Annotated in this window: 19 protein-coding genes; 13 read left to right on the plus strand and 6 right to left on the minus strand. The window is 42.7% G+C overall.

Annotated elements, in window-relative coordinates; genetic code table 11:
- The first annotated feature begins 46 nt into the window (after positions 1 to 46).
- A complete protein-coding gene (locus N480_RS11400) occupies positions 47 to 373 on the plus strand; it encodes a cupin domain-containing protein (RefSeq protein WP_063372630.1) in 327 nt (108 codons plus the stop codon).
- Here the strand turns inward: N480_RS11400 and N480_RS11405 are convergent.
- Entirely contained in the window at positions 353 to 2,737 is a 2,385-nt protein-coding gene (locus N480_RS11405; RefSeq protein ID WP_063372631.1) for a hybrid sensor histidine kinase/response regulator, read from the minus strand. The two genes, N480_RS11400 and N480_RS11405, sit on opposite strands and share 21 nt — an antisense overlap.
- Positions 2,738 to 3,191: 454 nt before the next feature.
- Positions 3,192 to 3,662: a hypothetical protein gene (locus N480_RS11410; protein ID WP_063372632.1), complete on the minus strand. Its 471-nt coding sequence runs from the start codon at positions 3,660 to 3,662 to the stop codon at positions 3,192 to 3,194.
- A gap of 251 nt (positions 3,663 to 3,913) precedes the next feature.
- Here N480_RS11410 and N480_RS11415 point away from each other — a divergent pair, with 251 nt between their 5' ends.
- The 4 genes from N480_RS11415 (at position 3,914) to N480_RS11430 (ending at position 8,073) form a co-directional block, all read left to right on the plus strand.
- Complete coding sequence (locus N480_RS11415; protein WP_063372633.1) at positions 3,914 to 5,020, plus strand: type 1 glutamine amidotransferase domain-containing protein; 1,107 nt, start codon at positions 3,914 to 3,916, stop codon at positions 5,018 to 5,020.
- Positions 5,021 to 5,385: 365 nt separating this feature from the next.
- Positions 5,386 to 5,802: a winged helix-turn-helix domain-containing protein gene (locus tag N480_RS11420; protein ID WP_063372634.1), complete on the plus strand. Its 417-nt coding sequence runs from the start codon at positions 5,386 to 5,388 to the stop codon at positions 5,800 to 5,802.
- 281 nt (positions 5,803 to 6,083) lie between these two features.
- Positions 6,084 to 6,809 carry a response regulator transcription factor gene (locus tag N480_RS11425; RefSeq protein ID WP_063372635.1) on the plus strand — a complete coding sequence of 242 codons (726 nt, stop codon included), beginning with the start codon at positions 6,084 to 6,086 and terminating at the stop codon, positions 6,807 to 6,809.
- A gap of 4 nt (positions 6,810 to 6,813) precedes the next feature.
- The gene (locus N480_RS11430) at positions 6,814 to 8,073 is read left to right on the plus strand and encodes a sensor histidine kinase (RefSeq protein WP_063372636.1); all 1,260 of its coding nucleotides are present in this window, start codon (positions 6,814 to 6,816) and stop codon (positions 8,071 to 8,073) included.
- Between the two features lie 81 nt (positions 8,074 to 8,154).
- Here N480_RS11430 and N480_RS11435 read toward each other — a convergent pair whose 3' ends face one another.
- Positions 8,155 to 8,775, minus strand: coding sequence for an arylesterase (locus N480_RS11435; protein ID WP_063372637.1), 621 nt, complete (start codon positions 8,773 to 8,775; stop codon positions 8,155 to 8,157).
- Here N480_RS11435 and N480_RS11440 point away from each other — a divergent pair.
- Positions 8,774 to 9,493, plus strand: coding sequence for an ABC transporter ATP-binding protein (locus N480_RS11440; RefSeq protein ID WP_063372638.1), 720 nt, complete (start codon positions 8,774 to 8,776; stop codon positions 9,491 to 9,493). The two genes, N480_RS11435 and N480_RS11440, sit on opposite strands and share 2 nt — an antisense overlap.
- A complete protein-coding gene (locus N480_RS11445; RefSeq protein ID WP_063372639.1) occupies positions 9,483 to 11,987 on the plus strand; it encodes an ABC transporter permease in 2,505 nt (834 codons plus the stop codon). The genes N480_RS11440 and N480_RS11445 overlap by 11 nt, the downstream gene beginning before the upstream one ends.
- 48 nt (positions 11,988 to 12,035) lie before the next feature.
- Here N480_RS11445 and N480_RS11450 read toward each other — a convergent pair whose 3' ends face one another.
- The gene (locus N480_RS11450; protein WP_063372640.1) at positions 12,036 to 12,821 is read right to left on the minus strand and encodes a penicillin-binding transpeptidase domain-containing protein; all 786 of its coding nucleotides are present in this window, start codon (positions 12,819 to 12,821) and stop codon (positions 12,036 to 12,038) included.
- 112 nt (positions 12,822 to 12,933) lie between these two features.
- Positions 12,934 to 13,800, minus strand: a complete 867-nt coding sequence (locus N480_RS11455; RefSeq protein ID WP_063372641.1) for an AraC family transcriptional regulator — start codon at positions 13,798 to 13,800, stop codon at positions 12,934 to 12,936.
- A 479-nt stretch (positions 13,801 to 14,279) separates the two neighbouring features.
- On the opposite strand from N480_RS11455, the gene N480_RS11460 reads away from it, so the two are divergent.
- The 3 genes from N480_RS11460 (at position 14,280) to N480_RS11470 (ending at position 20,056) form a co-directional block, all read left to right on the plus strand.
- A complete protein-coding gene (locus N480_RS11460; RefSeq protein ID WP_231102256.1) occupies positions 14,280 to 17,258 on the plus strand; it encodes a TonB-dependent receptor in 2,979 nt (992 codons plus the stop codon).
- Positions 17,259 to 17,926: 668 nt separating this feature from the next.
- The gene (locus tag N480_RS11465; RefSeq protein ID WP_063372643.1) at positions 17,927 to 19,177 is read left to right on the plus strand and encodes an MFS transporter; all 1,251 of its coding nucleotides are present in this window, start codon (positions 17,927 to 17,929) and stop codon (positions 19,175 to 19,177) included.
- A 3-nt stretch (positions 19,178 to 19,180) separates the two neighbouring features.
- Positions 19,181 to 20,056 carry an ROK family protein gene (locus N480_RS11470; RefSeq protein WP_063372644.1) on the plus strand — a complete coding sequence of 292 codons (876 nt, stop codon included), beginning with the start codon at positions 19,181 to 19,183 and terminating at the stop codon, positions 20,054 to 20,056.
- Between the two features lie 55 nt (positions 20,057 to 20,111).
- Here the strand turns inward: N480_RS11470 and N480_RS11475 are convergent, their stop codons facing one another.
- The gene (locus tag N480_RS11475; RefSeq protein WP_063372645.1) at positions 20,112 to 22,286 is read right to left on the minus strand and encodes a fasciclin domain-containing protein; all 2,175 of its coding nucleotides are present in this window, start codon (positions 22,284 to 22,286) and stop codon (positions 20,112 to 20,114) included.
- Positions 22,287 to 22,796: 510 nt separating this feature from the next.
- Here N480_RS11475 and N480_RS11485 point away from each other — a divergent pair.
- Genes N480_RS11485 through N480_RS11495 form a run of 3 tightly spaced genes read left to right on the plus strand, consistent with a single transcriptional unit; the run spans position 22,797 to position 26,121 of the window.
- Positions 22,797 to 24,065 carry an efflux RND transporter periplasmic adaptor subunit gene (locus N480_RS11485; protein WP_063372647.1) on the plus strand — a complete coding sequence of 423 codons (1,269 nt, stop codon included), beginning with the start codon at positions 22,797 to 22,799 and terminating at the stop codon, positions 24,063 to 24,065.
- A gap of 26 nt (positions 24,066 to 24,091) precedes the next feature.
- Positions 24,092 to 24,817, plus strand: coding sequence for an ABC transporter ATP-binding protein (locus N480_RS11490; RefSeq protein ID WP_063372648.1), 726 nt, complete (start codon positions 24,092 to 24,094; stop codon positions 24,815 to 24,817).
- Positions 24,818 to 24,831: 14 nt separating this feature from the next.
- Entirely contained in the window at positions 24,832 to 26,121 is a 1,290-nt protein-coding gene (locus N480_RS11495; RefSeq protein WP_063372649.1) for an ABC transporter permease, read from the plus strand.

Raw genomic sequence — 26,121 nt, forward strand, 5'->3', positions numbered from 1 at the left:
CTCCTACTGACTAGATACACGATTCGTGCTGCACATGAGGCTTTTAATGCATCTAGATAAACACAACCTATTGCAAGCAATTCCGGTCAATTTAAATGACGAGTTTTTTGAAGTTATTGCAGGAAATGATGATGTAAAAATTGAACGAATTGTTTCAAGAGGTCACACTTCACCAGATGAAGGGTGGTATGATCAAGCGCAGCATGAGTGGGTGATGGTGCTTAAAGGGGCGGGGGAACTCACTTTTGAAAATGGCCAAGTTGTAAGGCTACTTGCAGGAGAACATATTAATATTCCTGCGCACTGTAAGCACAAAGTCAGTTGGACGCAGCCTGATGAAGAGACGGTGTGGTTAGCTGTCTTTTACTCGTAGCCACTTGCTCAATACCGACTCTAATTTGGCTATTTCAACAGGCTTGCCAATGAAGTCGTCCATACCTGAGCTGTAGTAAGTAGCGATATCTTCCAAAAAGACGTTTGCTGTGATCGCAATGATGATGAGCTTGTAACACTCAGGCTGAAGTCTCAGCCTTTTGGTTGCCTGTATGCCATCCATGTTGGGCATGTGAATATCCATTAGAATTAAGTCAAAATTCGACTGGGCAACTTTTTCTAAGACTTGCCTACCGTCGGTAGCAAGTTCGACACTTAATCCCAGTTTTTCAAGCATTGTACAGATCACAACTTGGTTAATGGCATTGTCTTCGGCCAACAAGATATGTCCAGCTAGCTGTGTACTACGTGGTTTTTCATTGGATTGATTGATCAGGCAGCATGGCGCAAATGGCCAATTAAAGTAAAAAGTAGCGCCTTTGCCGTGAATCGATTCACACGTTATTTCGCCACCAGCGAGTGAAACCAATTGTTTGCAGATACTTAATCCAAGTCCCGTGCCGCCAAAACGTTTTGTGGTGCTGTCATCCTCTTGACAAAACGGGTCAAAAATCTTTGTCTGCTTGTCTTGACCTATCCCAACCCCCGTATCGCTGACGGTAAATTGCAGAAAGTGCGGGTTTGCTTTGTACACCCGTATGTGTAAGGTGATCTTGCCTTCAGCGGTAAATTTATAGGCATTATTGAGTAAATTTAGTAGCACTTGCTGTAGGCGATGCTTGTCACTGACTAACTCGGTGGGAACATCAGTGTCAATGTAGCTGCTCATTGTAATGGGCTTACAATCCACTTTGGACTGTGTCAATTGCATGAGGTGGTCAACGGCTGTCTGTAAATTGAATGGTTCTTCATACAACCTAATTTGTCCTTGCTCTAGCTTCGATATATCAAGGATGTCATTTATGAGTGTTAATAGGTTACTTCCTGAAATGCTTGCTAGCTTAAGCAAGTGCTTCTGCTCTTTGTTAAAGTTTTGTTCTTGTTCAAGTAATTGAATGGTGCCTAAAATGCCGTTCATGGGTGTGCGGATTTCATGACTCATATTTGCTAGAAAACGACTTTTGGCTGAAGCTGCCAACTCGGCTAGGTGCTTAGCTTTGACCAGCGCTTGAGTCCGTTTCTCAACGCGATACTCTAAATCACTTTCACGTTTGGAAATCATATCGCGCATCGACTCGAACGTGCGGCTCAGTTCTGAAATTTCGTCGTTCCCTTTTGGCTTGAGGTGAATATCATACTGGCCTTGCGCGAGCGATTGCGCGGCGTTGGTGAGTTTAGATATAGGGTAATATAGGCGGTAGGCAATCCACCAAGCAATGCCCATAGTGACAAAGGTTGCGACAACCAATATCCAAAGTAACTTACCCTGTAAGGCATAAACCGAAGAAAAAACGACTTGCTCTGGCAGCACGACTGCAAGGCTATAATTTGCAGATTTGATAGGGGCAAAAAATGCAAACGCAGTGGATTTATCGTCTAGGTAAAATCGACCATACCCTTCAAAGCCCGCGATCATTTTAACGCCAATGTCTCTGAGTTTGGGGTCTCGCTCCCTCGTGATTTGATATACTGTACTGGCCTTTTCACCTATTTCATTGAGTACATGGCGGCCATCTACATGTTTATATTGAATGTTCTTTGCTTTGGTCCAGTGATACATATAAGTGCCCATGCTGGAAACCAGCATGAATTTAGCTTGCTCTCCAAATTGTTGCAAAACATGTGCTTTGGCACGCGCCACGAGGCGTTCCACTTCGATCCAAGGAATACTGCCACCAAGTAACCCGACTACTTGGTTATCGGGATCAATAATAGATGCAGCAACAACAACTTGAGTTACGCCGGTTGTATAGGAGATCATTGGTTCAGAAACGTATACTCTTGCCGATTGCTCTATGTTATTACTTATGGTGTATTGCCAATAATCTCTTTTGGCAATGGTTTTGGGTTTTGCACTTGGGTTTTTATCATCAAATGTTCTGAGCATGTTTTGATGAGGGTTACCGCCCTCCGTGTTGTGAAAACTGCCGTCTGTTCTGCCTAGAATAAACTTCTCATATGTGTCTTGATGAGCGAGCTTTTCGCTCAATAAAATGGGTTTAATATCCGAAAATTGCATCGATCGGAGCGCTGTGTGACGGGCTAGTGTCGCAACTTCAGATTTGCGAAGAGAAAAGTAGTTATCAAAAATAGCTGCGGCATTGAGCACTTCTGATTGTGCTGCGCGAATACTCATTTCCTCAGCCTGTTTTGCACTATGTAGCATGGCGATGAAAAAAATCACTAGCATAGGCAAAAGTGCTGCAATTGCCAGCACAAGAGGTAGTCGAGTTTTTAGTTGCATAGGCAAAAATGGCTGTCAATTTACACTTAAGTTTAGTCAATAATTTGTGTAATTGGCTTTAAAAGCCACTTTTGAACGCGGGTCTACTGTGGAGTGCCATTTAGTGATGTATCAATACTTATTTCAATTTAACGAAAGGTTTGTCATTTTATTATTCTGAATCAAAATGCTTGTATTTTAGTAGTGATAACTTGTCCTCGTGGCCATGGTTAGTCGAATAAAAATAGCAACACAAAACAAAAGCTAGCAATGGCGTATCAGTCAGCGATACAAAGATACTTTCACCAGCCGTAATGGGTGAAAGACGTCGTCGCTGACATGACTCTTCGCCTACTTTGCGAAGCGCACCGCCGTTTCTGGTTCGAGGGGGGTAAAGGCACGCCTATGACAAAAAGAGTTAAATGCACAATTGGTCGCGTAGGTGATGATGTAGCTTTGATGTTTACTAGGTGGTTTAACGGCAAATTGCGCCATTACTTTGAGGTAAAGTTGGACGACATAATCGCGAGAAAAAGTGTGTACTCAGTTGGCAATGTTGTTCTAGTTGAGTGCTGTTATATAAAGTGATTTGGCCTTGCTGTACATAGTAAAAAGCATTTTGGCGGCACCTTAGGGCTATTTTTTGGGCCCTAGCTAAAGAAGCATCGATTGAGACGCTCAACTCTCTGTAGGACATGTCTGCATTGCCGCCATATAAGTATTTTAGTGATTTATTTTGTCGGGAAATTAGTGAAATATGTTTCTTCGCTAAAAAGTTATTTTGTTGCATATTCATAGGTGTTCCATGCGGATTCCACAAGCTGATGATTGCGCCATTTAGATAGTGGTGCGCCGCATTAAAAGGCGAAAAATAAACCGCTTGATATATATCCCAAAGTTGCGAGGGAATTTCAGCTGTTCTAAAAGTTCCGCCTATTTTTTTCATTGAATAATTGCCATTTTAATTTAGTACATTAAAAGTAAAGTAATCTCGGGGAGTTAATTAACCAATTTTCTTATACTTTTTGTCTTCTTTTCTCATTCTACAACTAGATTTTCAGTTTACCTAGCGCTCATAGGTCATGCCTTATTAGTTGAAAAAATGTAATTTATGTCCTGTGTATCATTGCGAGAAACTTCACATCACTTTCACATCTAACTTTGTATCTTTGAGGTCCCAACCAAGAGGAAGATGTTATGAACAAGCTACTTACCCTAACCTGCGCGGCTTTAGTAAGTACCGCATCAATCGGCAAAGAAGCACCTCAAGTTTTGATGGTGTTAAGCAGCTATGGAAAGTTAGATAACCAACAAAAACTCATTCAGCCCGGCTATGAATTTGGTGAGTTGAGCAAAGCATACCATGTGTTCAACCGCCACGGCATTGAAGTGACTTTGGCGTCACCTGCTGGTGGAGAACCTGTTGCAGATCAATATGAAAAAACCGTGCAGTATAACCAAGCGTTTTTGCAAGACCCTCAGGCGATGAAAGCACTTAAAAATACACTTACCCTAAACAGCATTGATGCCAGTGAATTTGATGGTGTTTTTGTTGTTGGTGGAAAAGGTCCTATGTTTGATCTATACCAACATCAACCATTACAGGAGATCATAGCTGAAGTATATGAAAGTAAGGGAGTTGTTGGTGCGGTGTGCCATGGTCCAGCTGCATTGGTAGATGTAAAGTTAAGTGACGGAAATTATTTAGTTGATGGCAAACGTGTCAATGGTTTCACGAACCAAGAAGAGTCTGCATTTGGCAAAAAGTGGCGAGATAAATTTGCGTTTTTGTTAGAGGATAAGTTGATTGAACGAGGTGCTCGTTTTGAAAAAGATGGCCTAATGCTCAATCAAGTGACGATCGATGGGAACTTGATCACCGGTCAAAATCCATTTTCGACAGTCGACACCGCCAGAGCGGTGGTAGCAAAGCTGGGTATCGAAACACTGCCGCGAAAAGAGTACCAAGATGATGCCAGTGTTAAACTTTATGAATTGTTCTTGCGAAATCCAGAGCTTGCCAAGAAAAATTATGAGTCTTCTACTCAGGAATATGATTTAAACATGCTGGCTATGATGAGTGTACTCCAAATTAGGCATGCTGAAACAGAATTCCAAGTGGATGCCAGTGCTCGATTTTTATCTTATATTCTGACCAAAACTTCTCATCCGGTAATGGAGTTAACTTTAGCGAAAGCTTACGTGCGGTTAAACCAACGAGACAGGGCGATAGAGGTACTAAATAAAAGTGCTAAATTGTACCCAAAAAACCAACAAATTAAATCTTTCATTGCGTCTCTTTAAAGAAAGGTTGGGCCAGTTTTGCTGGTCCACACCCGCAAAAATATTAAAAAATTATGACATCATGAAATTTACTAAAGTGCATGAAAAAGGCCTAAATTAAACACTGTCATGTTTACCTAAATAAAGAGTGATCTATTAAAATGAAGCGTAGGATTTTTATTCGCTTATGTGTATTTTATGTATAAATACTGTTTACTTGTGGTTTACTGTTAAGGTTTTTTGTCTCTTTTATGGGCAATTTAGTCATATATTGCTATTAACAAAAGTCATGTGAATTTACGCTTAAATTCGTTCCAAATTGGCTGTATGGACGATAAAATATACCTGCTTTTAAAGTCATATATAAAGGAAGTATATTGTTGATCATGAGTTTAAGTGATAAAGAAAATACTGACTTTACCTTTGCGGTATTTGGTCATTATGCACTGAATAAAAGGAAACGTTCGTTAACATTTTGTGGTGAAAGGGTAAAAGTTGAACCTTTGATCTATGACCTGTTAGTTTACTTTATTCAGCACAGAGATCGCGTTATCAGCCGTGATGAATTGTGTCGAGAAATCTGGCAACAAGAGTTTGTCGATAACAACGCGATTAATCGCGCTGTGTCGGAACTTCGTCGTAGTATTTCAAAGCATAAGTTCGAGGGTGAAGTAATCAGAACACATTACAAAAAAGGGTACAGCTTTAATCTGGAAGTCCAATTGGATCCTAGGCCCAGCTTGTTGAAATGGCTATCTAAGTTTTTCAGCCAAACTCTATTAAATAAAGGAAAGTTAACGTAATAAACCCTAGGTTATGAGGGAGGAAAGAGCGCATAAGCTCTATAAAAATAAGAATAAAAATAAATAAATTCATTAGTCGTGCTTTGTATCGCGGGTGAGCAAGCAAGTTGCTCACTCTTTAGCCAAACTTGTAGTACTTCACCTGAGCATAATTTTGTAATATGCCCTCAACAGATTACAAATGCGTGCTCCTATGTCACTTCGTTTCTGCCTTTATTTCACAATCGTTTCACGATTTGCCATGTTAAGCTGTGCCAAAACACATAACCACGGAGCGCGCAGTGTCTCAGTCTAAAGCACCCAATGCTGAAACGGAGTTACAGTTTAAAATATTAGTTATTGAAGATAATCAAGAGATAAGCAGTAATATTGCAGAGTATTTTGAGCCGTTTGGTATGATAATGGACTTTGCTTATGATGGTGAGCAAGGCGTTGATTTAGCGCTGAATCATTACTATGACTGTATTATTCTAGACATTATGTTGCCTAAAATGGATGGGTTAGCCGTATGTAAGTTGCTCCGAGCGCAGGCAAATCGACATATACCAATTATCATGCTGACAGCTAGAGATGCCTTGGATGATAAGTTAGTTGGGTTTTCTTGTGGCGCGGATGATTACCTAACCAAGCCTTTTGCATTAGAAGAGCTTTTAGTAAGGTGCTTAGCGCTTGCCAAGCGGCATATGTTGCACAGCGAACGGACGCTTAAGCTGGGTGAAGACAAAAAGTTAATCAGTCTCAATTTACAGACTCAACAGGTCAGTCGTGCAGGTCAACCTATTGTTTTACAACCAATCCCATTTAAGATTCTACAACTTCTTATGGAGCACCACCCAAGGCCGCTGAGTCGCAGTGAGATCAGTGACAAGATATGGGGCGATGAACCTACAGATTCGGATGCTTTGCGCTCTCATGTTTATCAGTTGCGCAAGTCGATTGACAAACCATTTGATGAGCCGGTAATTAAAACAATCCACAGTGTTGGCCTTGCCTTAGATATTGAGTAGCCTTATGAAAGCACGTCAGTTACGTACCCGAATTATTGCCTATTTTGTAGGTGTTTCTCTTTTCATTAGTGTATTATTTGGCTTTGTTTGCTTTTTGTTCGCTTATACAATCGAAGACCATTTGTTCAACTTTTTGCTCAAAGATGAAGCATCTTACGTTACGGAGCAACTAGCAGCGGGAAACCAGCCCGTACCTAGGTTAGAGTTTATAAAATACCTTGAGAATGAAACCTTACTGCCTGATTTTATAAAGAACTCCCTGTCTGAAGAGCCGCGTGCGAAGGAGTTTGCCGCAGCGGATGGCAAACACTACCACATGGTAAGAATGGAACAAGGGGTGCTACTTGCAGAGGTAAGTGAACACTTAGTGGTGCGAAAAATTAAAGTGGGCATGCTCAACTTTTTATTGGTTGCTTTGGCAGTTGTGTTGGTGGTGGCCGTGATCCTCGCTTATTTGTCATTGGCAATGGCTAAAAAACTACTCAAGCCTCTAGACAAACTCGTCGACATCGTTGCCGAGGCCCCGGTGGAAAAGCTTCCTCAAAATTTTTCCAAACAATTCGTAAATGATGAAATTGGTGAGTTTGCTCAGACACTAGAGCAAGCGCTTGACCGGATACGTCATTTTATAGACAGGGAGCAGGCATTTACTCGAGATGCGTCCCATGAATTACGTACACCCATTGCAGTCACACAAGGCGCATTGACGTTACTAAATCAGTCTGAATTAACCAGTAAGCAGCAACAATTGGTTAACCGTGCAATGTCTGCTCAGGCACAAATGGCCCAGAATGTAGAAACGTTACTGGCATTAGCTAGGGAAGAAACAATCACCCAAAAAGAAGTGAAATTGTTGCCCATTGTTGAAAACTGTATATTGCAGCAAGCGGAGCAAATCGCAGAGAAAGATATTGAGATAACGATTGAAGTACCAGCGAGTGCGACGATGGCCATCGGCGAAAGTGCATTAAACTTACTGTTGAGTAACCTAATTGGTAATGCTTTTGTTCATATACAGACAGGCCAAGTGTGTGTGCGATTTAAAGCTGGGGTGTTAAGTATAGAAGATACTGGGCCAGGTATTCCAAAAGAGATTCGATCGCAGCTATTTGATTCTGGTATCAAAGGAGTTCGCAGTGAAGGCTTAGGGATGGGACTCTCGATAGTTCATCGCCTGTGTCAGAGGCTGGATATTACGCTTGATTACGACACGAGCGAAGCTGGCACTCAATTTATGATCACTTGTCCTTCTCAGTGTCGTTAGGCTGCATGACTCTTTTGCTTAGACAGATTTGAATTGCGCCTCGCAAGGCGCCCCCAAATCTGATAAGCCATCCGATTTAAATTAATTGAGCCATTGATTGAACTGTTCAGCCATAAAGTCACGAATGATTGGCTGAGCTTTTTCATTAGGGTGTAAGTTGTCATTTTGCATCAGGGTTTTATCTACCGCCACTGGCACCATAAAGTAGTCCATTAGATGTGCACCCGTCGCTTTCGCTACTTTTTGATAGTTATTGGTAAACATGTTTGTGTAACGTGGTCCAAGGTTAGGGGGTATTTGAATTTCCATTAACGCGACTTCTGCACCGCTGTTTTTACTTTTTTCCACTAATTGAGTGAGGTGAGAACGGATCAGCTTAATCGGAAAGCCGCGGATCCCATCGTTACCACCTAATTCGATTAAAACATGGCTTGGCTTGTGTGCTTTGAGTTGCGCGTCGATATTCAGCAGTGCATTATCGGTAGTTTGGCCAGAGACGCTCATGTTGATAAGTAAGATCGATTTTTTTTCTGCAACGTACTTATTTTGTAACAAATTAACCCAGTCTTGGTCTTGTTTAAGTCCGTAGCCCGCACTTAAGCTATCACCTATGATCATAATTTTAGTCTCGCTTGCATACGCAGCAATTGGTTGGTAAAGGCAGGCGAGTAACACCACAAGTTTTAGGAAAATTCGAATCATGTCAGTACTTTCTCAGTTAAATATTATTCAGGTCAAAGGACTTAATAAGACAGTAAGTACCTTTGAAGGTGACTTAGATATCCTTAGCGATATAAATTTCACTGTCAAGTCGGGTGAGTCTGTGGCCGTTGTTGGTACGTCTGGTTCCGGTAAGTCAACCTTACTCAGCTTACTCGCTGGTCTAGATACCGGCTCTGCGGGCGAGGTATTCCTAGATGGTGAGGCACTTCACAAGCTAGATGAAGAAGAGCGAGCGAGGTTACGAGCTCAAAAAGTTGGCTTTGTATTTCAGTCTTTTATGCTCGTACAAAGCCTAACAGCATTGGAAAATGTAATGTTACCCGCTGAATTAGCGGGAGATCAGTCCGCAAAAGAACAAGCCATGTCGCTGCTCGAAAAAGTAGGTTTATCACATCGCATAGGCCATTACCCGTCACAGTTGTCAGGGGGGGAGCAGCAGCGTGTAGCGATCGCTAGAGCCTTTATTGGGTCACCAAAAATTTTGTTTGCTGATGAACCGTCAGCCAACCTTGATAGCAAAAATGGTCATTTGATTGAAAAGTTGCTTTTCGACTTAAACAAACAAAATGGGACGACACTTATTTTAGTTACGCACGATGAAGCGCTAGCAAAGCAATGTGATCGCATTATTCATATCGAAGGGGGTCAGCTGGAAAAGATCCGTGAAGGAGAGGGAGCTAAAGCATATGTGGTTTAAGTTGGCGCTCACTCTCTTTTGGCGCGAGTTGCGCCGAGGAGAGTTAACAATTATTTTTGCTGCTATCGCACTTGCGGTTCTAACCGTGTTCAGTTTGTCCTCTGTGACGGAGCGGATCAGGCTGAACATCGAACAAAAATCGGCGGACTTTATTGCGGCTGATAGGCGACTGGCAAGTAATCACCCAATCGATCTTGCATTTTTAGAAGAAGCCAAGAGTGTCGGACTAAATACCGCACAGCAAATGTTTTTTGACTCGATGTTATTTGCCAATGATGAATTGGTTTTAGGGTCAATTAAAGCTGTTTCGCAGGGTTACCCTTTGCGTGGCAAAGTTACGTTAAAAGATGATTTTTTGGCATCTGAGTATGAAGTACAAGGTGTACCTAAGTTAGGGGAGGTTTGGATCAGCGAAGGGTTGTTTTACAGCCTTGGGTTGTCAGTGGGAGACGAAGTTGAAATTGGTGCTGGCGTTTTTCGAGCAAGTAAAATCTTAGTGAGTGAGCCAGATGCGCCATTTTTCTCGTTGGCGGGTAACAAGCGCGTGCTATTAAATTACGAAGACATTGCAACGACCCAAGCTGTGCAACCAGGAAGTCGTGTTTTCTATCGTATGTTATTTGCTGGTAGCGAGCAGGCACTGACGGACTACTACGGGTGGCTCAAACCACAGCTAAGAGAAAATCAAAACTGGCAGGGCATTAAAGACAGGCAGTCTCCGCTCGGTGAAAACTTAGCTCGCTCAGAAAGCTTCCTACTGCTGGCCGGGTTGTTTGGGATCATGCTGGCTGCGGTGGCAATGGCTGTGTCCGCAAAGCGCTACTGTGAGCGTCAATATGACCCTGTGGCCATGATGAAAACGCTGGGAGGAAGCCGGTACACAATACGCAATATATTTTTGCTTCACCTGTCTCTGGTTACACTGTTTTCTTTGGCGATTGGTTTGATAATCGGCTTTATTTTGCAGTCTGTTGCAACGGACTACTTGGCGAGTTTTATGAACGCGCAACTTCCGCAAGCAGGATTGAAACCATGGATCTTGGCCATTTCAATCGGAGTTGTTTGTGCTCTGATGTTTTCTTTGAAGCCGCTTCTTGATCTATTTGATATACCACCTCTGCGTGTATTACGTCGCAATTTAGGCGATAAGTTAGCGATAAGCAAAGTACATATGGGGCTTTCTGTACTGACCATTTTTTCATTGATGTGGTTGTTCAGTGGTGAGCTGAAAACAACGTTACTTTTATTTGGTGGTACAGCGGCTTTAATGCTGGTTTTATTTGGCCTATCTCGGCTGTTCTTTAGTGCAGGCAGAAAACTCGGGTTAAGCCCAGGTAGCAGCTGGTCATTGGCTATCGCTACGTTACAAAAACGCGCAAATGCAAATGCGGTACAGTTGATCAGCTTTGCACTGGCAATTAAGCTGATGCTGTTCCTATTTGTTTTAAAAAATGACCTTATATCTGATTGGCAAATGCAAGTGCCTGAAGACGCACCTAATGCATTTTTAATTAATATCAATGAATCTGAAGTGGCAGATATTGAGTCTTTCTTTGCAGAGCATAAGATTGTCCATGAGGATATTTTTCCAATTTTCCGTGGTCGTGCCAATGGCTTGAATGGTGAAACATTCGCGCGTAGAACGTCGAAACAAGAAGGAGAAGAGCAAGATGAGGAAGCCAGAGAAGGGGTTGGCAGGGAGCTCAACCTTACTTGGATGACTGAGTTACCGTCTAGCAATGAAGTGATAGATGGACAATGGTTTAACCCTGATAGCACAGAGCTTGAAGTGTCAGTTTCTAAAGGATTAGCTGAGCGGGTTGACATTAAAGTGGGTGACACACTGACTTACTTGGTTAATGAGCGTACTTTCGATGCTAAAGTGACGAGTATTCGCAGTGTTGACTGGGGTTCGCTGAAACCCAACTTCGTGATGATTTTCAACCCCGTTGTAGCAGGAAAATTCCCTGTCACTTATTTTACAGCTGCCAAATTTGCGATAGAAGATGCTAGGTCGGTGAGTGAATTGTTAAAAGCCCACCCGACAATAAGCATGATTGATATCAAAAGCCAACTTGAGCAAGCACAATCTATGATAGCGCAAGTTTCACTGGCTATTAGCTTTGTGCTGGCAATTGTATTGACCAGTGGTGCTTTGGTATTGATCTCTCAGGTACAAGCGAGCCTTGCAGAGCGTATGCAAGAAATCGTAATACTGCGCACGCTAGGTGCGAGAGGACGCTTGATTAAATTGGCAACATTATATGAGTTCTTATTGCTAGGCGCATTAGCGGGGTTCGTCGCTGCACTGGTAAGTGATATTACCTTGGTGATCATTCAGCGCGAGCTCTTTGATGTTGAAGGAAAGCTACACCCTTATATTTGGGCATTGGGACCGCTAAGCGGTGCGGGCTTTGTTGCCGCAATTGGTTACTTTATGGTATCTAGTACCATGCGTCAAAATACTCAGGGCTTATTGCGCAAGCTTGTATAATGGGCTGAAAAAAGAGTGGGCACAACTAAATGCCCACTCACTTACACTCTAAAGTATGTCTAATTGTTCAAGTGTTGCTTGGGCCTTTTTGACTCGAACCTTCACCATTTCTCTAAAAGTTGGCGCATACATATTAAATGCAAAGTAATGCGTGCCTTGCGCATTTTCAACCTTGCCTACATACCAACCAACATAGGTTTTTCTCGCGATTGGTCCAGTACCTGTTTTAGCGTAGAGTTTGTACTCTGGAGTACTTTCTTTTAAAAATATCGATTCGAAGGTCTGATAAGTCTTTTCACTGAGGCCCAGTGATTTGTCGTCTAATCGACGTAAAAAGTCTATTTGCTCGATTGCCGAAAGCTGTAGGCTTGAATTCAACCAAAAGGCATCTAGTGGTCCGTTGATATCTTTATTTCCGTAGCTAAATTTGTCCAAATGCGCTTGTATTTGCGACTTTGTCAAAGTATTAGTCCAGCTTTGATAAAGAGGTAAGGCTGAATTGTGAAAAGCATCTTTGAGGCGAATATCATCACTTAACCATGTTTTTGGCCACCATTTTTCGGGTTTATATTGTGCTGTATCCACTTGGTACGTTGACGTCGTATCGACTTTACCTTGCTCCAATAAAATTAGGGTATTTGGGATTTTATAAGTTGAAAATGGACTAAATGCGCGCTGCGCACGCGCTTTATTAATGATTTTCCATGTATCAGATTGTTCACTGTAAACGACCATGGTGCAGCGCTCATCTTTTTGACAGCCTTGCTGTGCTAATAAAGGGGCCGTTGTCGTTAAAAGAAGACTGCAGAAAAATAAATTGAGTGATGAGCGCATGATGTACCTGTTTGGTTATTATTGTTGCATGCATACTATAAACATATATCTGACTGAATGCTGAATTGAGAACTTCGTATTATGCGTCAGTCCACTAAAACACTAATACAAATTAAATCAATGCTTTGTGTTGGACGCGTGCTCGAAACTGACTTGGAGTACACGACTTTAAGGCCAAAAACCGGCGGTTAAAATTAGATAAGTTGTTGAACCCACACTGATCACTTATCACTGTGATAGGTGCTTGGGAGTTAATAAGTAACTTGCATGCTTTAGCAATGCGTAGCTGATTAATAAACTCTGTAACGGTTTTTTCTGTGCGTTTTTTAAAAAATCGATGGAAGTGGTTGGTACTCATATGTGCCTGTTCAGCCAAAATATCTGCGCTCAGGTGTTCCGTATAATTCTCATAGATGAAGTTGATCACTCTATCAAACTTGTCTTTTGCGGGGTCCTGTTGGTTCGAAAAATTAAACTCCATACTTGATAGCGTTTGATAGGTATTACAGGCCATCAGGTTGAGTAAGTTGAACAATAAGACATAGCGTTCAAGCGGGGTTGCATTGCCCATTTGGATAAATTGCAATTCAGCTTGTTTGGCGACGTAAGTATCAAATTTTAAGCCGCACTTCGCTTCATAAAGCAAAGAACGCAGACTATCTAGCTCTCGGTTGAGCCTTAATTGTTGCTCTAGCCAAAGGGCAGGGATCTGGGCAACATGAACTTGTTGTGTACTACCATCTATATTTGGCTTTGACTGCCATGTATGAGGCAGTTCGGGACCAAGTAAAACCAAGTCATAGTCACCAAATGGTGCGATATAGTCGCCAATATGGCACACGCCCTGACTATTCAGGGTTAAGCAAATTTCGTACTCTGGGTGATAGTGCCAATTAAATGGTATTTCATTAAGTTGATACAAGCAGTATCGCCATGAACAGTTGGATGATGGAATTACCTTTTCACACATCGCTTTCATAATATTATCCTTAATTATTTTTATCTTTATAACGGCAACCGATTCAAGGTTCAATTTAACGACTTTTTCGTTTTTTATTAATAATGCAATGGTTTCTACTTGTTTCTAACTCGGATAAAACGGTTACATATAGTTAAAGTTTTCATCATATTTAGATGGCGAAGTAATATTATTCAAATTGATTTTGGTACTAACCAACTTTGTTCTCAAACCTCTCCTTGCAACCAATGACAACGCTGTTACTTGATAGATTTGTACCTACATGAGATAGAAATTGCAAACACCTTGTCGCTCAGGCTGCTCAAATAAGTAACGGATGAAATTAGAGTTGTTAATTTTTGGTAGCGCTTTTTCTGAAAAGGGTTTCAGTCTGGTTGCTCATTACAGCGGCAGATAAATGTGGTTACTAAGTCTTAAGTCGTATGGTCTTTCTCTAATTTTCTTTTCGAAAACAGATATAAAAATAATCAGAGAGAATAATGATGAAACATAGATTGTCCCCATTTAAATTGTCCCCCTTGGCGTGCGCTGTTTTAGCGGGTGTATGGTCAACTGGCACTTTGGCGGAGTCGGTAGGCGCTCAGCAAGAGCAAGTTGAAGTGATTGAGGTGAGAGGGATCCGAGCTTCAACGGAAAAAAGCCTAAACACCAAACGTTTTGCAGATGGGGTCGTTGACTCTATTACAGCAGAAGACATCGGCAAATTACCCGATATCACAATTGCCGACTCTTTGCAGCGTGTTCCAGGGATCCAAATTCGCCGAAACGCGGGTGAGGGCTCCACGATTAATGTACGTGGGATGCCTCAGGTCACTACATTACTCAATGGTGAACAGTTTTTAAGTGCTGGCTCCATTTCAACGGTTCAGCCTGATTTTACAGATATTCCTTCTAGCCTAGTTGGTGCGATGAATGTAATGAAATCACCTACTTCAGACACGTTAGCAGGCGGGATTTCAGGTACTGTTGATTTATTGACCCGAAATCCATTTGATTTGGAAGAAGGCTTTAGTGGTGCGGCGCTGGCGGAAGTGTCATCAGGGTCTTATTCGGAAGAGTCCGACCCTAAATTCATGGTTTCAGCAGGGTACAATGGGGCGCGTTTCGCTATTTTAGCGACAGTTTCCTATGACGAAGTGAATCTGGCCAACTATCGGCTCGGTACCCTCAATGATGGCTGGGCTTATGCGCCATATGAAAATGATGAGGGCGCAGAGTGTTGGTTTTGTCCTAAAACCGACATGACAGGCGATGGCGACTTTGACGACGCCGAATTCACCTACGTCAACTACGGCATTATGAACCGTTTCACAGAGCGAGAGCGGACAGGGGCTACAGTCAGCTTTCAGGCTCAACTGAGCGATAACTGGGTGCTTAGCAGCGATGTTTTTTATACCGACATGGATGATGCTGACAGACAAATGGGCATAACCGCTGACAATGCTTGGGGCGGACATTGGGATTGGCAAGAACAGCATGATCCAATCAATCGCGGTAAGCTATCAAACGGGCATAACCTCTTTACCGCGCAAGACATTACGCTGCACTCTCCACGTGTGGTATCACACTCCGAGAGCCAAACCAATCAAAGAGAGTCGACGAATTTTAATTTTGAGTTAGAGTACAAAGGTGACGGCAATTTCTCGGGTAAAGCAAGATTTATTACCGCAGATGCAGAGCGCAGTCATACTGAAAATGTGGCACAGGGCTATATGACAAATGGTCTTGCCCATGGTCTTAAAAGAAATGATGGTACAGGCCCCACAGCTGTAAACCCCAATGGTTATGGTCCGGATCCAATACCTATGAGATTAAATTTCACAGGTAAACATCCGACATTATCAGTGCCAGGGGTGGTGCAAGGAGAGGTGTTTGGCTCAAATATCGATCGCTATGCCATTGTATCGACGTATTCAGAAAACAATTACGACGAAGAGGCAAATCTAGATATTTTACGATTTGATGGTGAATATGTTTTTGACCTTGGACATCTGGAGAAAATGACTTTTGGGATCAGGGCTAGTCAGCGAGATGTTACGCGAAATCAATATGTCTTGTTGGCTCCTTTTTCTAATCCTGTTGGAGAAGGCAGTGTCAACGTCATGTGGAAAGACCAAGGTCTGGCTGCATTTGATACCGATGGTAGCGGTGGCACTCCCAGTGCGTCGGCAGGTGATATTACTATGGGTGCAGACACCCCGTTCAATTTTAGTGGTTTGCCCCAAGGCTGGGTTAAAACAAATAATGATTTTGGTCCCGTTAATTTAGGGGAGTACTACTTCGTTGACCCCCGTCAGTTAGACGACCCTTTTGCTTTCCAAAATAGTCTGTATCCAAACAATATTAGAGGTGGCGTACCGGGCAGTTCTTATACGGTTGAGGAGAAAACACAGTCTGTTTACTGGCGAGCAGATTTTTCGAATGATTTTTATCGTGCTAATGCAGGCTTTCAGTACATTAAAACAGAGCTAGATATCTTACAAAATCAAGTCGGCGCTTCAATTTGCAGTAATTGTCCAGCAGAAGTGGCTGAGGACGATGGTGATATCATTTCAAATCGTTCTTTTAATGACTTTTTACCGTCTGTCAATGTGGCGTTTAACCTGCGAGAGGACTTAATCTTACGCGCATCTTGGGGTAAGACTATGACCCGTCTTGATTTGAAGGAGCTAGCTGGTGGGTTAACAATCAGCCGAGCGCGTGCGGGTGACGAGCTGGCTGCATCAGAAGGTATAAGCCCAGATTTGCTGATAGCAACCAATGCTACAATGCAAGGCAATCCAGATCTCGAACCATGGCGCGCGGAAAATACAGATGTGACACTCGAGTGGTACTTTTCACCGAGTGGGCTGTTGAGTGCGGCTGTTTTTAACATTGATCTAGAGTCGTTTATCGAGTCAGCGCAGTGGCAAATTCCAGTTGAAGACGCTGATGGGGTGCTACGTAGAAACGTAACGGTAAGAGGCCAAGTGAATGGTAATGGCGGCACAATGAAAGGTGCTGAGCTGAGCTACCAACAAGCTTTTGACTTTTTGCCCGGTTTCTGGAGTGGGTTTGGTACTGCGTTTAACTACACTTACTCAGAGAGTGAAAGTGGAAAAACAGGGTTTGGCGGTGAATCAATGCCACTTGTTGATAATTCAAAAGAATCAGGTAATGCTGTGCTTTGGTATGAGCGAGATGGTTTTCAATTCAGATTGGCGGCAAATTACCGGTCTAAGCGCTTGCATGTCATCTCAACTCCGGGCGGTATGAACGATATAGGTGTTTGGACAGAGCCAACGACCTATATTGATCTGTCTGCTAGTTATGATGTGACTGATCATTTCACTGTGTATATGTCTGGCAGTAACTTAACTGAGGAGTATGAATCTCAATATGCGCAGTGGAAAGATAATCGCATGGCGCAAAATATTTATGAGCGACGTTTAACATTTGGTGTTCGTGGACGCTGGTAAACTAAGTATATGTCAAGAAAAAGAAAGGCCTTGTGTGGCCTTTCTTTTTCTTGGTGCATTTGACGTATTGTTGCTATTCCTAAAGTATTAATTCCTACATTAATCATTCGAGCATGCTGTTTGATTATGCGAGCGCATATCGGCTAGCTTTATATAATCACCTGTACTAAAACCCATAAACACCGCTGACAAATGATCACCCGCAAAATTAGCCCTACTTTTTGAATACTATAAAATTACACTTTGTGTTTTATTTTGGAATAATTTGGCGTTAGAATGATTCTCTTTTGCGTGGATATATGAACTAAATTCACGTCGATAAACGTAGTATTTGAAGCACTCCTCAAAGTAGTAAATTCAGACGCTATGCTTAAAAAAGCACAGACGTTAAGCTGTAGTTATTTGATCTCTCTTAAATAGTCTTAGTTTATTACACGCTTTTCTTTGTACACGTTTTAGTACTAAGTTATAGACCCTTAGCGAGTTTACTCGTGAGCTTGAATTGTATTGATAAAGGATTGAAAAGTGCCGCAAAGTCATGCTATTTAGCGGCAAACTAGCCTTATTTGACGAGTTAAGGTGATGGCGGATTCCCCTTGGATCATTTGTCTGCCAACAAACAGATCCTATTTTTGCCATCACCTTTTTATTAAAATAAGGTGCTATAAATGAAAAAGAATTTACCTGCTGTGGGCATGGTACTCGCAACTTTCTTTGTGATTTCCTTTTTTACAAACATTCTTGGTCCAATTTTTCCTGAGTTAATCCAAAGTTTCGATATTGGATTAGCGCTAGCTGGGTTTTTCCCATTTGCATTTTTTGCAGCTTATGGTGTGATGTCTATACCAGCAGGACTTCTTGTTCAGCGCACAAATGAAAAAATTGTCATTTTGTTAGCGTTTACTCTTTCCGCTTTTGGCGCACTGTTATTTGCTATTTTCCCATCTTTCGAACTTGCGATGATCGCACTATTTTTAATCGGTAGCGCGATGGCACTATTACAGGTTTCTATTAACCCATTGTTGCGACGTTGTGGTGGCAGTCAACACTTTGCTCTGCTGTCTGTGGTGGCTCAACTCATGTTTGGTGCGGGCGCCACTTTATCACCTGTTGTGTATCTTAGCCTTTCTAACTTGGCAGAAAACGAAAGCACCCTGCTCGGTAAAATAGTACCAGAGACCATGAGTTGGCTGAGTATGTACTGGCTTTTCGCACTGATGAGTTTTGTGATGTTGATTTGGGTTGCTGCAACTCAACTAGAGAAAACGCATGCAAGTACAGAGCAACCTCGGTTCACTTGGCGAGAATGTGTAGCACTATTTAGGAACACCACCGTGGTTAAGTTCTTTTTTGCGATTGCAGCATATGTCGCTTTGGAGCAAGGCATCGCAAACTCTATAGGTGTTTTTTTACATCAAACACATGGGCTTGATACAAAGCTCGTGGGTGCAACAGTTGTAAGTGAGTTTTGGATGATGCTCACTGTGGGGTGTTTTTTCGGTTTGGCGCTTATGAAACTGTACGACGTAAGAAAGTTATTATCTTGGTTTTGCGTCGGCGCAGTGGTGAGCTTATTGTTAGCCATAACAGGTACTGCCGAACTTGCAGTTATCGCGTTTCCGATTACGGGCTTTTTCCTCTCAATTTTGTGGTCTGGGCTGTTTTCTTTAGCACTAAACTCTTTTGATAAGGGACATGGCGCAATCGCTGGCATTTTATGTACAGGCATCATCGGTGGGGCATTTGCATCTCCAATTATAGGTTTGTTTGCGGAAGTTTTCGGCTCGTTGCAAATGGCTCTATTCACGCTTTTGATACCGACAGGGTACATTTTGTATGTCGCCGTTGTGGCTCAACCAATTGTAAACAATCACACGATACGTTTGTTTAGTAAAAAACCGTCGGAGCAGGAAGCATAATTGATGACAGGTAAAATTGTTTGTATTGATTTAGGTGGTACCAAGGCGCTGTGTGGATTGGCTTTTCAAGGTACTGTAGAAAATGTTAAGCGTTATCCAGTACCTGCTTGCGCTACTAAAAGCGAGATGAATCGCTACATAATTGATTTGATAGACCGAATAATATCAGACGAGTGTGTAGGCATTGCCATTGGTATTCCTGGTGTGGTTGATAGTGATTCTGGTTATGTCTTTGAAGTGACGAATATTCCAAACTGGCGAAATATCAATTTAGCGGGTATTTTGAGAGCACGGTTTCAGATGCCTGTGATGATACACAATGATGTTAATTGCTTTGTATATGGTGAATATAAGTTTGGTGCGCACTTTGACAAAGGTCTACCATGCCAAACGATTTTAGGTGTTTGCCTCGGAACTGGGCTTGGCGCGGGAGTGGTTATTTCAGGCAAGTTACACGAAGGGCGAAATGGACTTGCAGGAGAGTTTGGCAGTGCCCCTTATTTGAAAAAGACACTCGAGGATTATTGCAGTGGCCAGTTTTTTCGTAACTTAGGTACGGATGGCGCGAAAGAATATGAGTTGGCACTGATAGGTAACCAAAACGCACTTAACCTTTTCGAACAATTGGGCAATCACTTAGGCGTGGCAATCGCTCATATGCAACTTGCCTATGACCCAGATTTAATTGTGTTAGGTGGGTCGGTTTCTAACGCCTATCATCTATTTGGATCGGCGATGCACGCTCGTTTTGCTCAGATTGAACAGTGCGAAGAGCTGAAAATATGTATTAGTTCGCTCCCTCATGCTGCCTTGGTTGGTGCATGTGAGTTGTTTTATCAGAGATACGCCTCTGAATTAAAAAACGTTCAACCTGCTTGATGGGACAAAAAGGGTATGGCTCACCGCCATACCCAAAGTCGGTGGGAAATAAATGTTAATCAACCGTCGTTATCACGGTATCGATCAGGTGTACGACGCCATTTGCAGTATAAATGTCTTTTTGTGTGACATTGCTTCCTTCTATTTGCAAACCAGACGTAGGCAAAGATACTTGCCACCAAACATTGTTGACGCCATTCCCTGTGTTTTGGCCTGCCTCGGTGTCACCGCTGAACATATACAATGGCCTTCCTAAATAGGCTGCTTGCATTGAACCGTCTAGCCTTGACATGAGTGACAAACCAGGGATATTCGAGATGTGTTCTGCTGTTGCAATAACCGGTGGCCAACTCGCCGCGCAAGCATCGTTACATTGGCTTTGAGAAAAAGTAAGATCGTTGTCAAACACATACAGGGTAAAGCCGGCTTTGGCTAGGGCGTTGCCGGCAATGAGCGTTTGTGTGGCCGCACTATATGCTACCGCATCGGCATCGGTATTAGCAGTACCAGCAAAGTCAACCACATTAATATCTAGCATGTTGGCAGCAAGCGTTTCTACTTGTTTTCCGTTGAGCTTTAAAGCCGTCATTGCTGGCGCTTCAAGTCCTAAGACATGTTGAGTAAGCACTTGAGTCAGCGCGGGGACATCGGCTAACAACGCATTCAGTGTCGCTGTCGGTATTTTTTCAAAGGCGCGATTAGTTGGGGCGAATACGGTAAATTTCTTGCTAGTATCAGATAGTGTCGTGACTAAATTTGCAGCCGTTAAAGCGGATACTAATGTGGATAATGACTCTGTTTCTACTGCCACATCGACAATTGTTTTTGCGGTGTCTGTTTTCTCCACAGGTGGCATGATCACTTTATCTAGTACGTGTATCACACCATTATCGGCGTTGACGTTTGCAGTTCTAATGACCGCGTCATCGATAAACAGCTTGCTATCAACCATACTCAGTGCGGCGCTGTCAGAGTTGGCCATTGATACCATATTACTGTCAGATGAAGCGACCGCAGCAGCGGCGTCAGACATGATGCTTTGTCCCGAAACGACGTGGTACAAGAGGATATCTGACAGCATCTGCGTATCCGCCGCTAGCGCGTCAAGAGTGGTTTGGCCTAGAGCAGCAAATGCTGCGTCGGTTGGCGCAAACACCGTGAATTTAGTCGTCGGATCTGAAAGCGTTTGGTCTAGCCCTGTTGCACTGAGCAAGCTAATTAGGGTGTTGAACGACCCTGCACTCTGAGCAACTTGCGGGATCAGACCTAAAGATTCTGGAACGGTAACATCGGCTACAATGACGGCGTCGATGACGTGAATGATACCGTTAGACGCAGCTATGTCCGTTTGAGTCACCGTAACGCCAGCAAATTTCAACATGTCTTTTGTTGCATCTATTGTGACAGGTAACTGATTATTAAGCAGGGTTGTGGCATTTTTGCCATTGAGCGACATCGCAGTGACCGAGTCCACGTTGCCAGAAACAATGTGTTGTTTCAAAATATCACCGAGTACATCAGGGTTGGCAAGCAAAGTGTTAATGGTGTCAGTACCCAGTGCGGCAAATGCAGCATCGGTAGGCGCAAACACGGTAAGTGGGCCCGCACCGGTTAGTGCACTGCTGAGACCTGCGGTTTCAGCTGCCTTGAGTAAAGTGCTGAATGACCCTGCAGCGGTTGCGACTTCGGCAATGTTTTGAGTAGAGGTTGTTTGGACTGGTGGCATCAACACCGCATCGATGACATGAATGATGCCGTTATCGGTTATGATGTCTGTTTGTGTGACGGTCGCGGTGTTAATCAACAAGCTCTCGCCAGACAGCGACAGCGCGATTTTAGCGCCATTAACCGTTTCGGCAGTTTGCCCTGCAAGTGACAGCGCCGTTTCTGCATTCACCTCTGAGCTTAGGACATGGTACGTCAAAATGCCGCTGAGCGTATCGGTGTCAGCCAGTAAACCGTTTATGGTCTCTGCGCCTAGTATTTCAAACGCTGCGTCAGTTGGTGCAAACACGGTAAATTTGTTGTTCGTATTATCTAGCGTTGCGTCCAATCCCGTTGCGTCCAAAGCTGCAACCAGCGTAGTGAATGATCCCGCAGCTTTGGCTGCGTCATACACAGAGTTTTCTGGTTTTTCTGGGGCTGGCGTGATAACGGGGTCGTTATCATCAGAGCAGGCTGCGAGTGTCGTCATTGCAGCGGCGAATGCGAGTTTAGCAATAATATTCACGATCATCTCCGTTGGAGTGGTTAATTTTCCGGCAATACGGCGAAGTTTTAAAATAAGATCATGATTTTTTAAACGGGTATTGCTTTTTTATTGCAAAACTTTACATTTTTGGTTTTATCTGAAATTGTCTTTTACAGTGTAAAGTTTTGATTTTTATTGTTTTATAGAGGATTGAGGGAAAGTCGCACTTAGTTGTACTTTTAAAATTGATTTGTGTAGATTGATGATAAAACATTGCGATATTTCCCCCTGCTTTTCTTTTAACCATGCCATTGAGAAGTAAAGAGTGCAGAAGCATTCATACTCAATCTGCCAAGTGTCTAAAATGGTGTCCAGAGGTGTGTCCAGCCCCGTACTTTTGTGACACGTTTGGACATTTGAAGTGTCCGTTCGGACACAGAATAAAATAGAAAATATAAAAATGTTATTATTATCAATAATTTAAAATTTATTGAATGTTGGCACTGTCTTCGCTTTTATCTATGCATAGAATGTCAAAAGGTGAAAACTATGATAGATGGAACGCAGTCTCAAGATGAATTGATTACGCCAGATAAATCCAAAGGTAAGGTGAAGTATGCGTTAATCGCTTTACTGATGACCGTTATGACCGTTGTTTCTATTCCTGCAATTAGCCAGTGGTATGCAGGAATTAAAACAGTGTCCTATGAACAGCTCCTGACCGCAAAAGTAGTACGACAAGATTTAATTCGCGATGTTTCCGTATCAGGGCGCTTAGTGGCTGCCAACGCTCCGCAAATATATAGCCCAGAACCGGGTCAAGTAACATTGCTCGCTAAGCCGGGGGATTCAGTGGATAAAAACGCACTGATTGCTCGTATTGAGAGCCCTGAATTAGATGCTTTGATTGAACAGCAAATGTCTTTATTGGCGCAGCTCAAGCTTGAAGCCGATAGAGGGCTACTGGCTGATGATGAAGCTCAATTGGATTTAGAGCGCAGTTTAGATGAAGCCACTGTGCGCTTAAACGCCGCAAAGCGGGAGCAACTCCGTTCGCAAGAGTCTTATGAGAAGCAAGTGATTAGTCAGTTAGATTATGCACGAAGCAAAGATACATTGCTCGAAGCTGATTTGATGCACCAACATGCTCAAAAACGTGTTGAGCTGGCAAAAAAGCGATTAACTTTTGAAGCGAAAACCAGAGATTTTGCTGTAAAACGCCAAAAACAAATCCTAGATGAACTAAAACGAAGAAAGCGTGCTTTAGAGGTTCAAGCACCCGTGTCCGGCGTTGTCGGTAACTGGCTAGTACAGCAAAAAGAAGCGGTGTCAGATGCGCAAGCGCTTATGACCATAGTGGATTTATCTGAATACGAAGCGGAACTTCACGTACCTGAGTTTTACGCTGATGACTTGGGTATTGGGCTCAATGTGGAATTGACGTTAGCGGGTCAGTTGCTAGACGGGAAGATCAGCTCTGTTTCACCTGAAATTGATCAGAACCAGATCGTTGTGCGTGCAAAAGTGGCAAGTAACACAGGTGCAAAGCTACGCCAAAATCAGCGCATCAATGGTCGGATTGAGTTTGAGAAAAAGCCGCAGGTATTGCAAGTGAAAAGAGGCCCTTTTCTTAACGCTTATGGTGGAAAACAAGCCTTTATAATCGCCGAAAATGTTGCGAATTTACGCGAAATTAAGACCGGAGCTAGTAGTGTAGATTACATTGAGCTAATTGCTGGCGTAAAAGAAGGGGACGAAATTATTATCTCGGATTACGAGTCGTTTAGCCAAAGTCAGACATTTAATATTGATAAATAAGAACAAAATTTATAAAGGATAAGATCATGCTTTCAATGAAAAACATTAGCAGAGTATATAGAAGTGAGACAATTCAAACGCATGCTTTACGGGATTTTAGTTTAGAGGTCGAAAAAGGCGAGTTTGTTGCTGTCACTGGCCCGTCTGGCTCGGGCAAATCAACATTCTTAAACGTGGCAGGCTTATTAGATGGCTTTACACAGGGCGAATATACCTTAGATGGGACAGACGTGAATGGTCTTTCTGATGATGATTTATCGCGTTTAAGAAACGAAAAAATAGGGTTTATTTTTCAAAATTACAACCTCATTCCGGACTACAGCATTTTTGACAATGTTGACATGCCACTACGTTACCGTGGGCTCAGTGCGAAACAAAGGCGTAACCGAATAGAATATGCGCTTGAGTTAGTGGGTCTTGCCAGTCGACACAACTATTTACCGAGCCAATTATCTGGTGGTCAGCAGCAACGTGTCGCCATTGCGAGAGCGTTAGCGGGAGAGCCAAAAATACTATTAGCAGATGAACCTACGGGTAATTTGGACTCGTTAATGGCTAGGCAAATCATGGACTTACTCAAAGAAATCAATGCACAAGGGAGCACAATTATCATGGTCACACATGACCCAGATCAGGCAAGGGAGGTAAATCGTAATATTCAAATAATTGATGGCCAAATCACCGACTACAGCATTTACGCGCCAATGCAACCAGACTCAAGCATTGCACTTGATAAGCAACAGCCAGCATAAGCAGGGAGCAAATTATGGAAATGTTTTTGTATTACATACATTTATTTGCGCGTAATGTTAAGCGAACGCCACTCTTTTTTGCGCTTGTGATTTTAACTTTATCTATTGGTATTGGCACATTATTGGCAAATTTATCAATGTTGTCTCTTATGTCTACAGATCCAATCCCCGGGAAGAGCGAGCAGATCTTCAACGTCAATATGAATACTTATGCGGGAGCAAACAATCGGTTTGGAAGCATGCATGTATTGAGATACAGCGACGCAAAAGCGATTTTGGACTCAAAAGTTGCGAACAATGCGACCATGCACTATTCCAGTATGGTGTATAGTCGCAGAGCAGACTCCCAAGATTTAACCCGTTATGCCAGCCCAACGCGCGCAACCACGGCTTCATTCTTTGAAGTAATGGGCGCACAATTTGCCCATGGTGAGCCTTGGAAAAATGAACATAGCAATAATATTGTGATTGGTCATGAGCTAAACGTTAAGCTGTTTGGTGGAGCGAATAGCGTTGGGGAAAAGCTAGAACTGCAAGGTAAAATTTACACCATTGTCGGTGTGCTTAAGCCCTGGGAAATGCGCCCACTGTTTTATCATGCGTCTGAAGGAAAAGCATTTGATAAGACAGATGATATTTTCGTACCCATTGAAGTGGCCATCGATAATAATTGGGCTGTATTTGCTCGCACAATGTCAACCGACAGTTATACAACGCTTGACCAAACACGTCAGATTAATGCGTACTACATCCAAGTCTTTGTTGAGCTATTAGATGACAAGCAACACCTCGCATTTCAGACCTTCATTGATGGTTATGCCAATCAACTGAAAGAAAAAGGTAACCACCGCCACGAGGTAGATAATCGACTTTACAACGTCAATGAGTGGTTAGATAAAAACGAGGTCGTCAATAAAGATCTATTGGCTTTCACGATTGCGACAGGTTTGTTTTTATTAGTTTGTATTTTCAATGCCAATAGTTTGATGCTATCACGATATCAAGCGAGTCAGTTTGAAGCGAACTTAAGGCGCGCTGTTGGCGCAAGTAAAAAGCAAGTATTTTTTCAAGGTGTTGTAGAAAGTATCATACTTGGGATTATCTGCGCGTTACTTTCCTTTGTCTTAGCATTTAGCTTACTGGCGCTTTATAGACAATTGTTTGATGAGCTCGCGCCAGTAGCGGAGTTGCCGCTGCATATGCTTGTCATTGGCTTGGGGGTTGCCTTGACCTCTAGCCTCTTGAGTACAGTATATCCATTAATTCAAGGTACTCGCACATCACTTGCAAGCATTTTAAAATAG

Source organism: Pseudoalteromonas luteoviolacea S2607 (assembly GCF_001625575.1).
Taxonomy (GTDB): domain Bacteria; phylum Pseudomonadota; class Gammaproteobacteria; order Enterobacterales; family Alteromonadaceae; genus Pseudoalteromonas; species Pseudoalteromonas luteoviolacea_E.

Excerpts from the sequence above, each read along its gene's own strand:
- N480_RS11400 (WP_063372630.1), top strand. The coding sequence starts at position 47 with ATGCATCTAGATAAACACAACCTATTGCAAGCAATTCCGGTCAATTTA.
- N480_RS11405 (WP_063372631.1), bottom strand. The coding sequence starts at position 2,737 with ATGCAACTAAAAACTCGACTACCTCTTGTGCTGGCAATTGCAGCACTT.
- N480_RS11410 (WP_063372632.1), bottom strand. The coding sequence starts at position 3,662 with ATGAAAAAAATAGGCGGAACTTTTAGAACAGCTGAAATTCCCTCGCAA.
- N480_RS11415 (WP_063372633.1), top strand. The coding sequence starts at position 3,914 with ATGAACAAGCTACTTACCCTAACCTGCGCGGCTTTAGTAAGTACCGCA.
- N480_RS11420 (WP_063372634.1), top strand. The coding sequence starts at position 5,386 with ATGAGTTTAAGTGATAAAGAAAATACTGACTTTACCTTTGCGGTATTT.
- N480_RS11430 (WP_063372636.1), top strand. The coding sequence starts at position 6,814 with ATGAAAGCACGTCAGTTACGTACCCGAATTATTGCCTATTTTGTAGGT.
- N480_RS11440 (WP_063372638.1), top strand. The coding sequence starts at position 8,774 with ATGTCAGTACTTTCTCAGTTAAATATTATTCAGGTCAAAGGACTTAAT.
- N480_RS11435 (WP_063372637.1), bottom strand. The coding sequence starts at position 8,775 with ATGATTCGAATTTTCCTAAAACTTGTGGTGTTACTCGCCTGCCTTTAC.
- N480_RS11445 (WP_063372639.1), top strand. The coding sequence starts at position 9,483 with ATGTGGTTTAAGTTGGCGCTCACTCTCTTTTGGCGCGAGTTGCGCCGA.
- N480_RS11450 (WP_063372640.1), bottom strand. The coding sequence starts at position 12,821 with ATGCGCTCATCACTCAATTTATTTTTCTGCAGTCTTCTTTTAACGACA.
- N480_RS11455 (WP_063372641.1), bottom strand. The coding sequence starts at position 13,800 with ATGAAAGCGATGTGTGAAAAGGTAATTCCATCATCCAACTGTTCATGG.
- N480_RS11460 (WP_231102256.1), top strand. The coding sequence starts at position 14,280 with ATGATGAAACATAGATTGTCCCCATTTAAATTGTCCCCCTTGGCGTGC.
- N480_RS11465 (WP_063372643.1), top strand. The coding sequence starts at position 17,927 with ATGAAAAAGAATTTACCTGCTGTGGGCATGGTACTCGCAACTTTCTTT.
- N480_RS11470 (WP_063372644.1), top strand. The coding sequence starts at position 19,181 with ATGACAGGTAAAATTGTTTGTATTGATTTAGGTGGTACCAAGGCGCTG.
- N480_RS11485 (WP_063372647.1), top strand. The coding sequence starts at position 22,797 with ATGATAGATGGAACGCAGTCTCAAGATGAATTGATTACGCCAGATAAA.
- N480_RS11490 (WP_063372648.1), top strand. The coding sequence starts at position 24,092 with ATGCTTTCAATGAAAAACATTAGCAGAGTATATAGAAGTGAGACAATT.
- N480_RS11495 (WP_063372649.1), top strand. The coding sequence starts at position 24,832 with ATGGAAATGTTTTTGTATTACATACATTTATTTGCGCGTAATGTTAAG.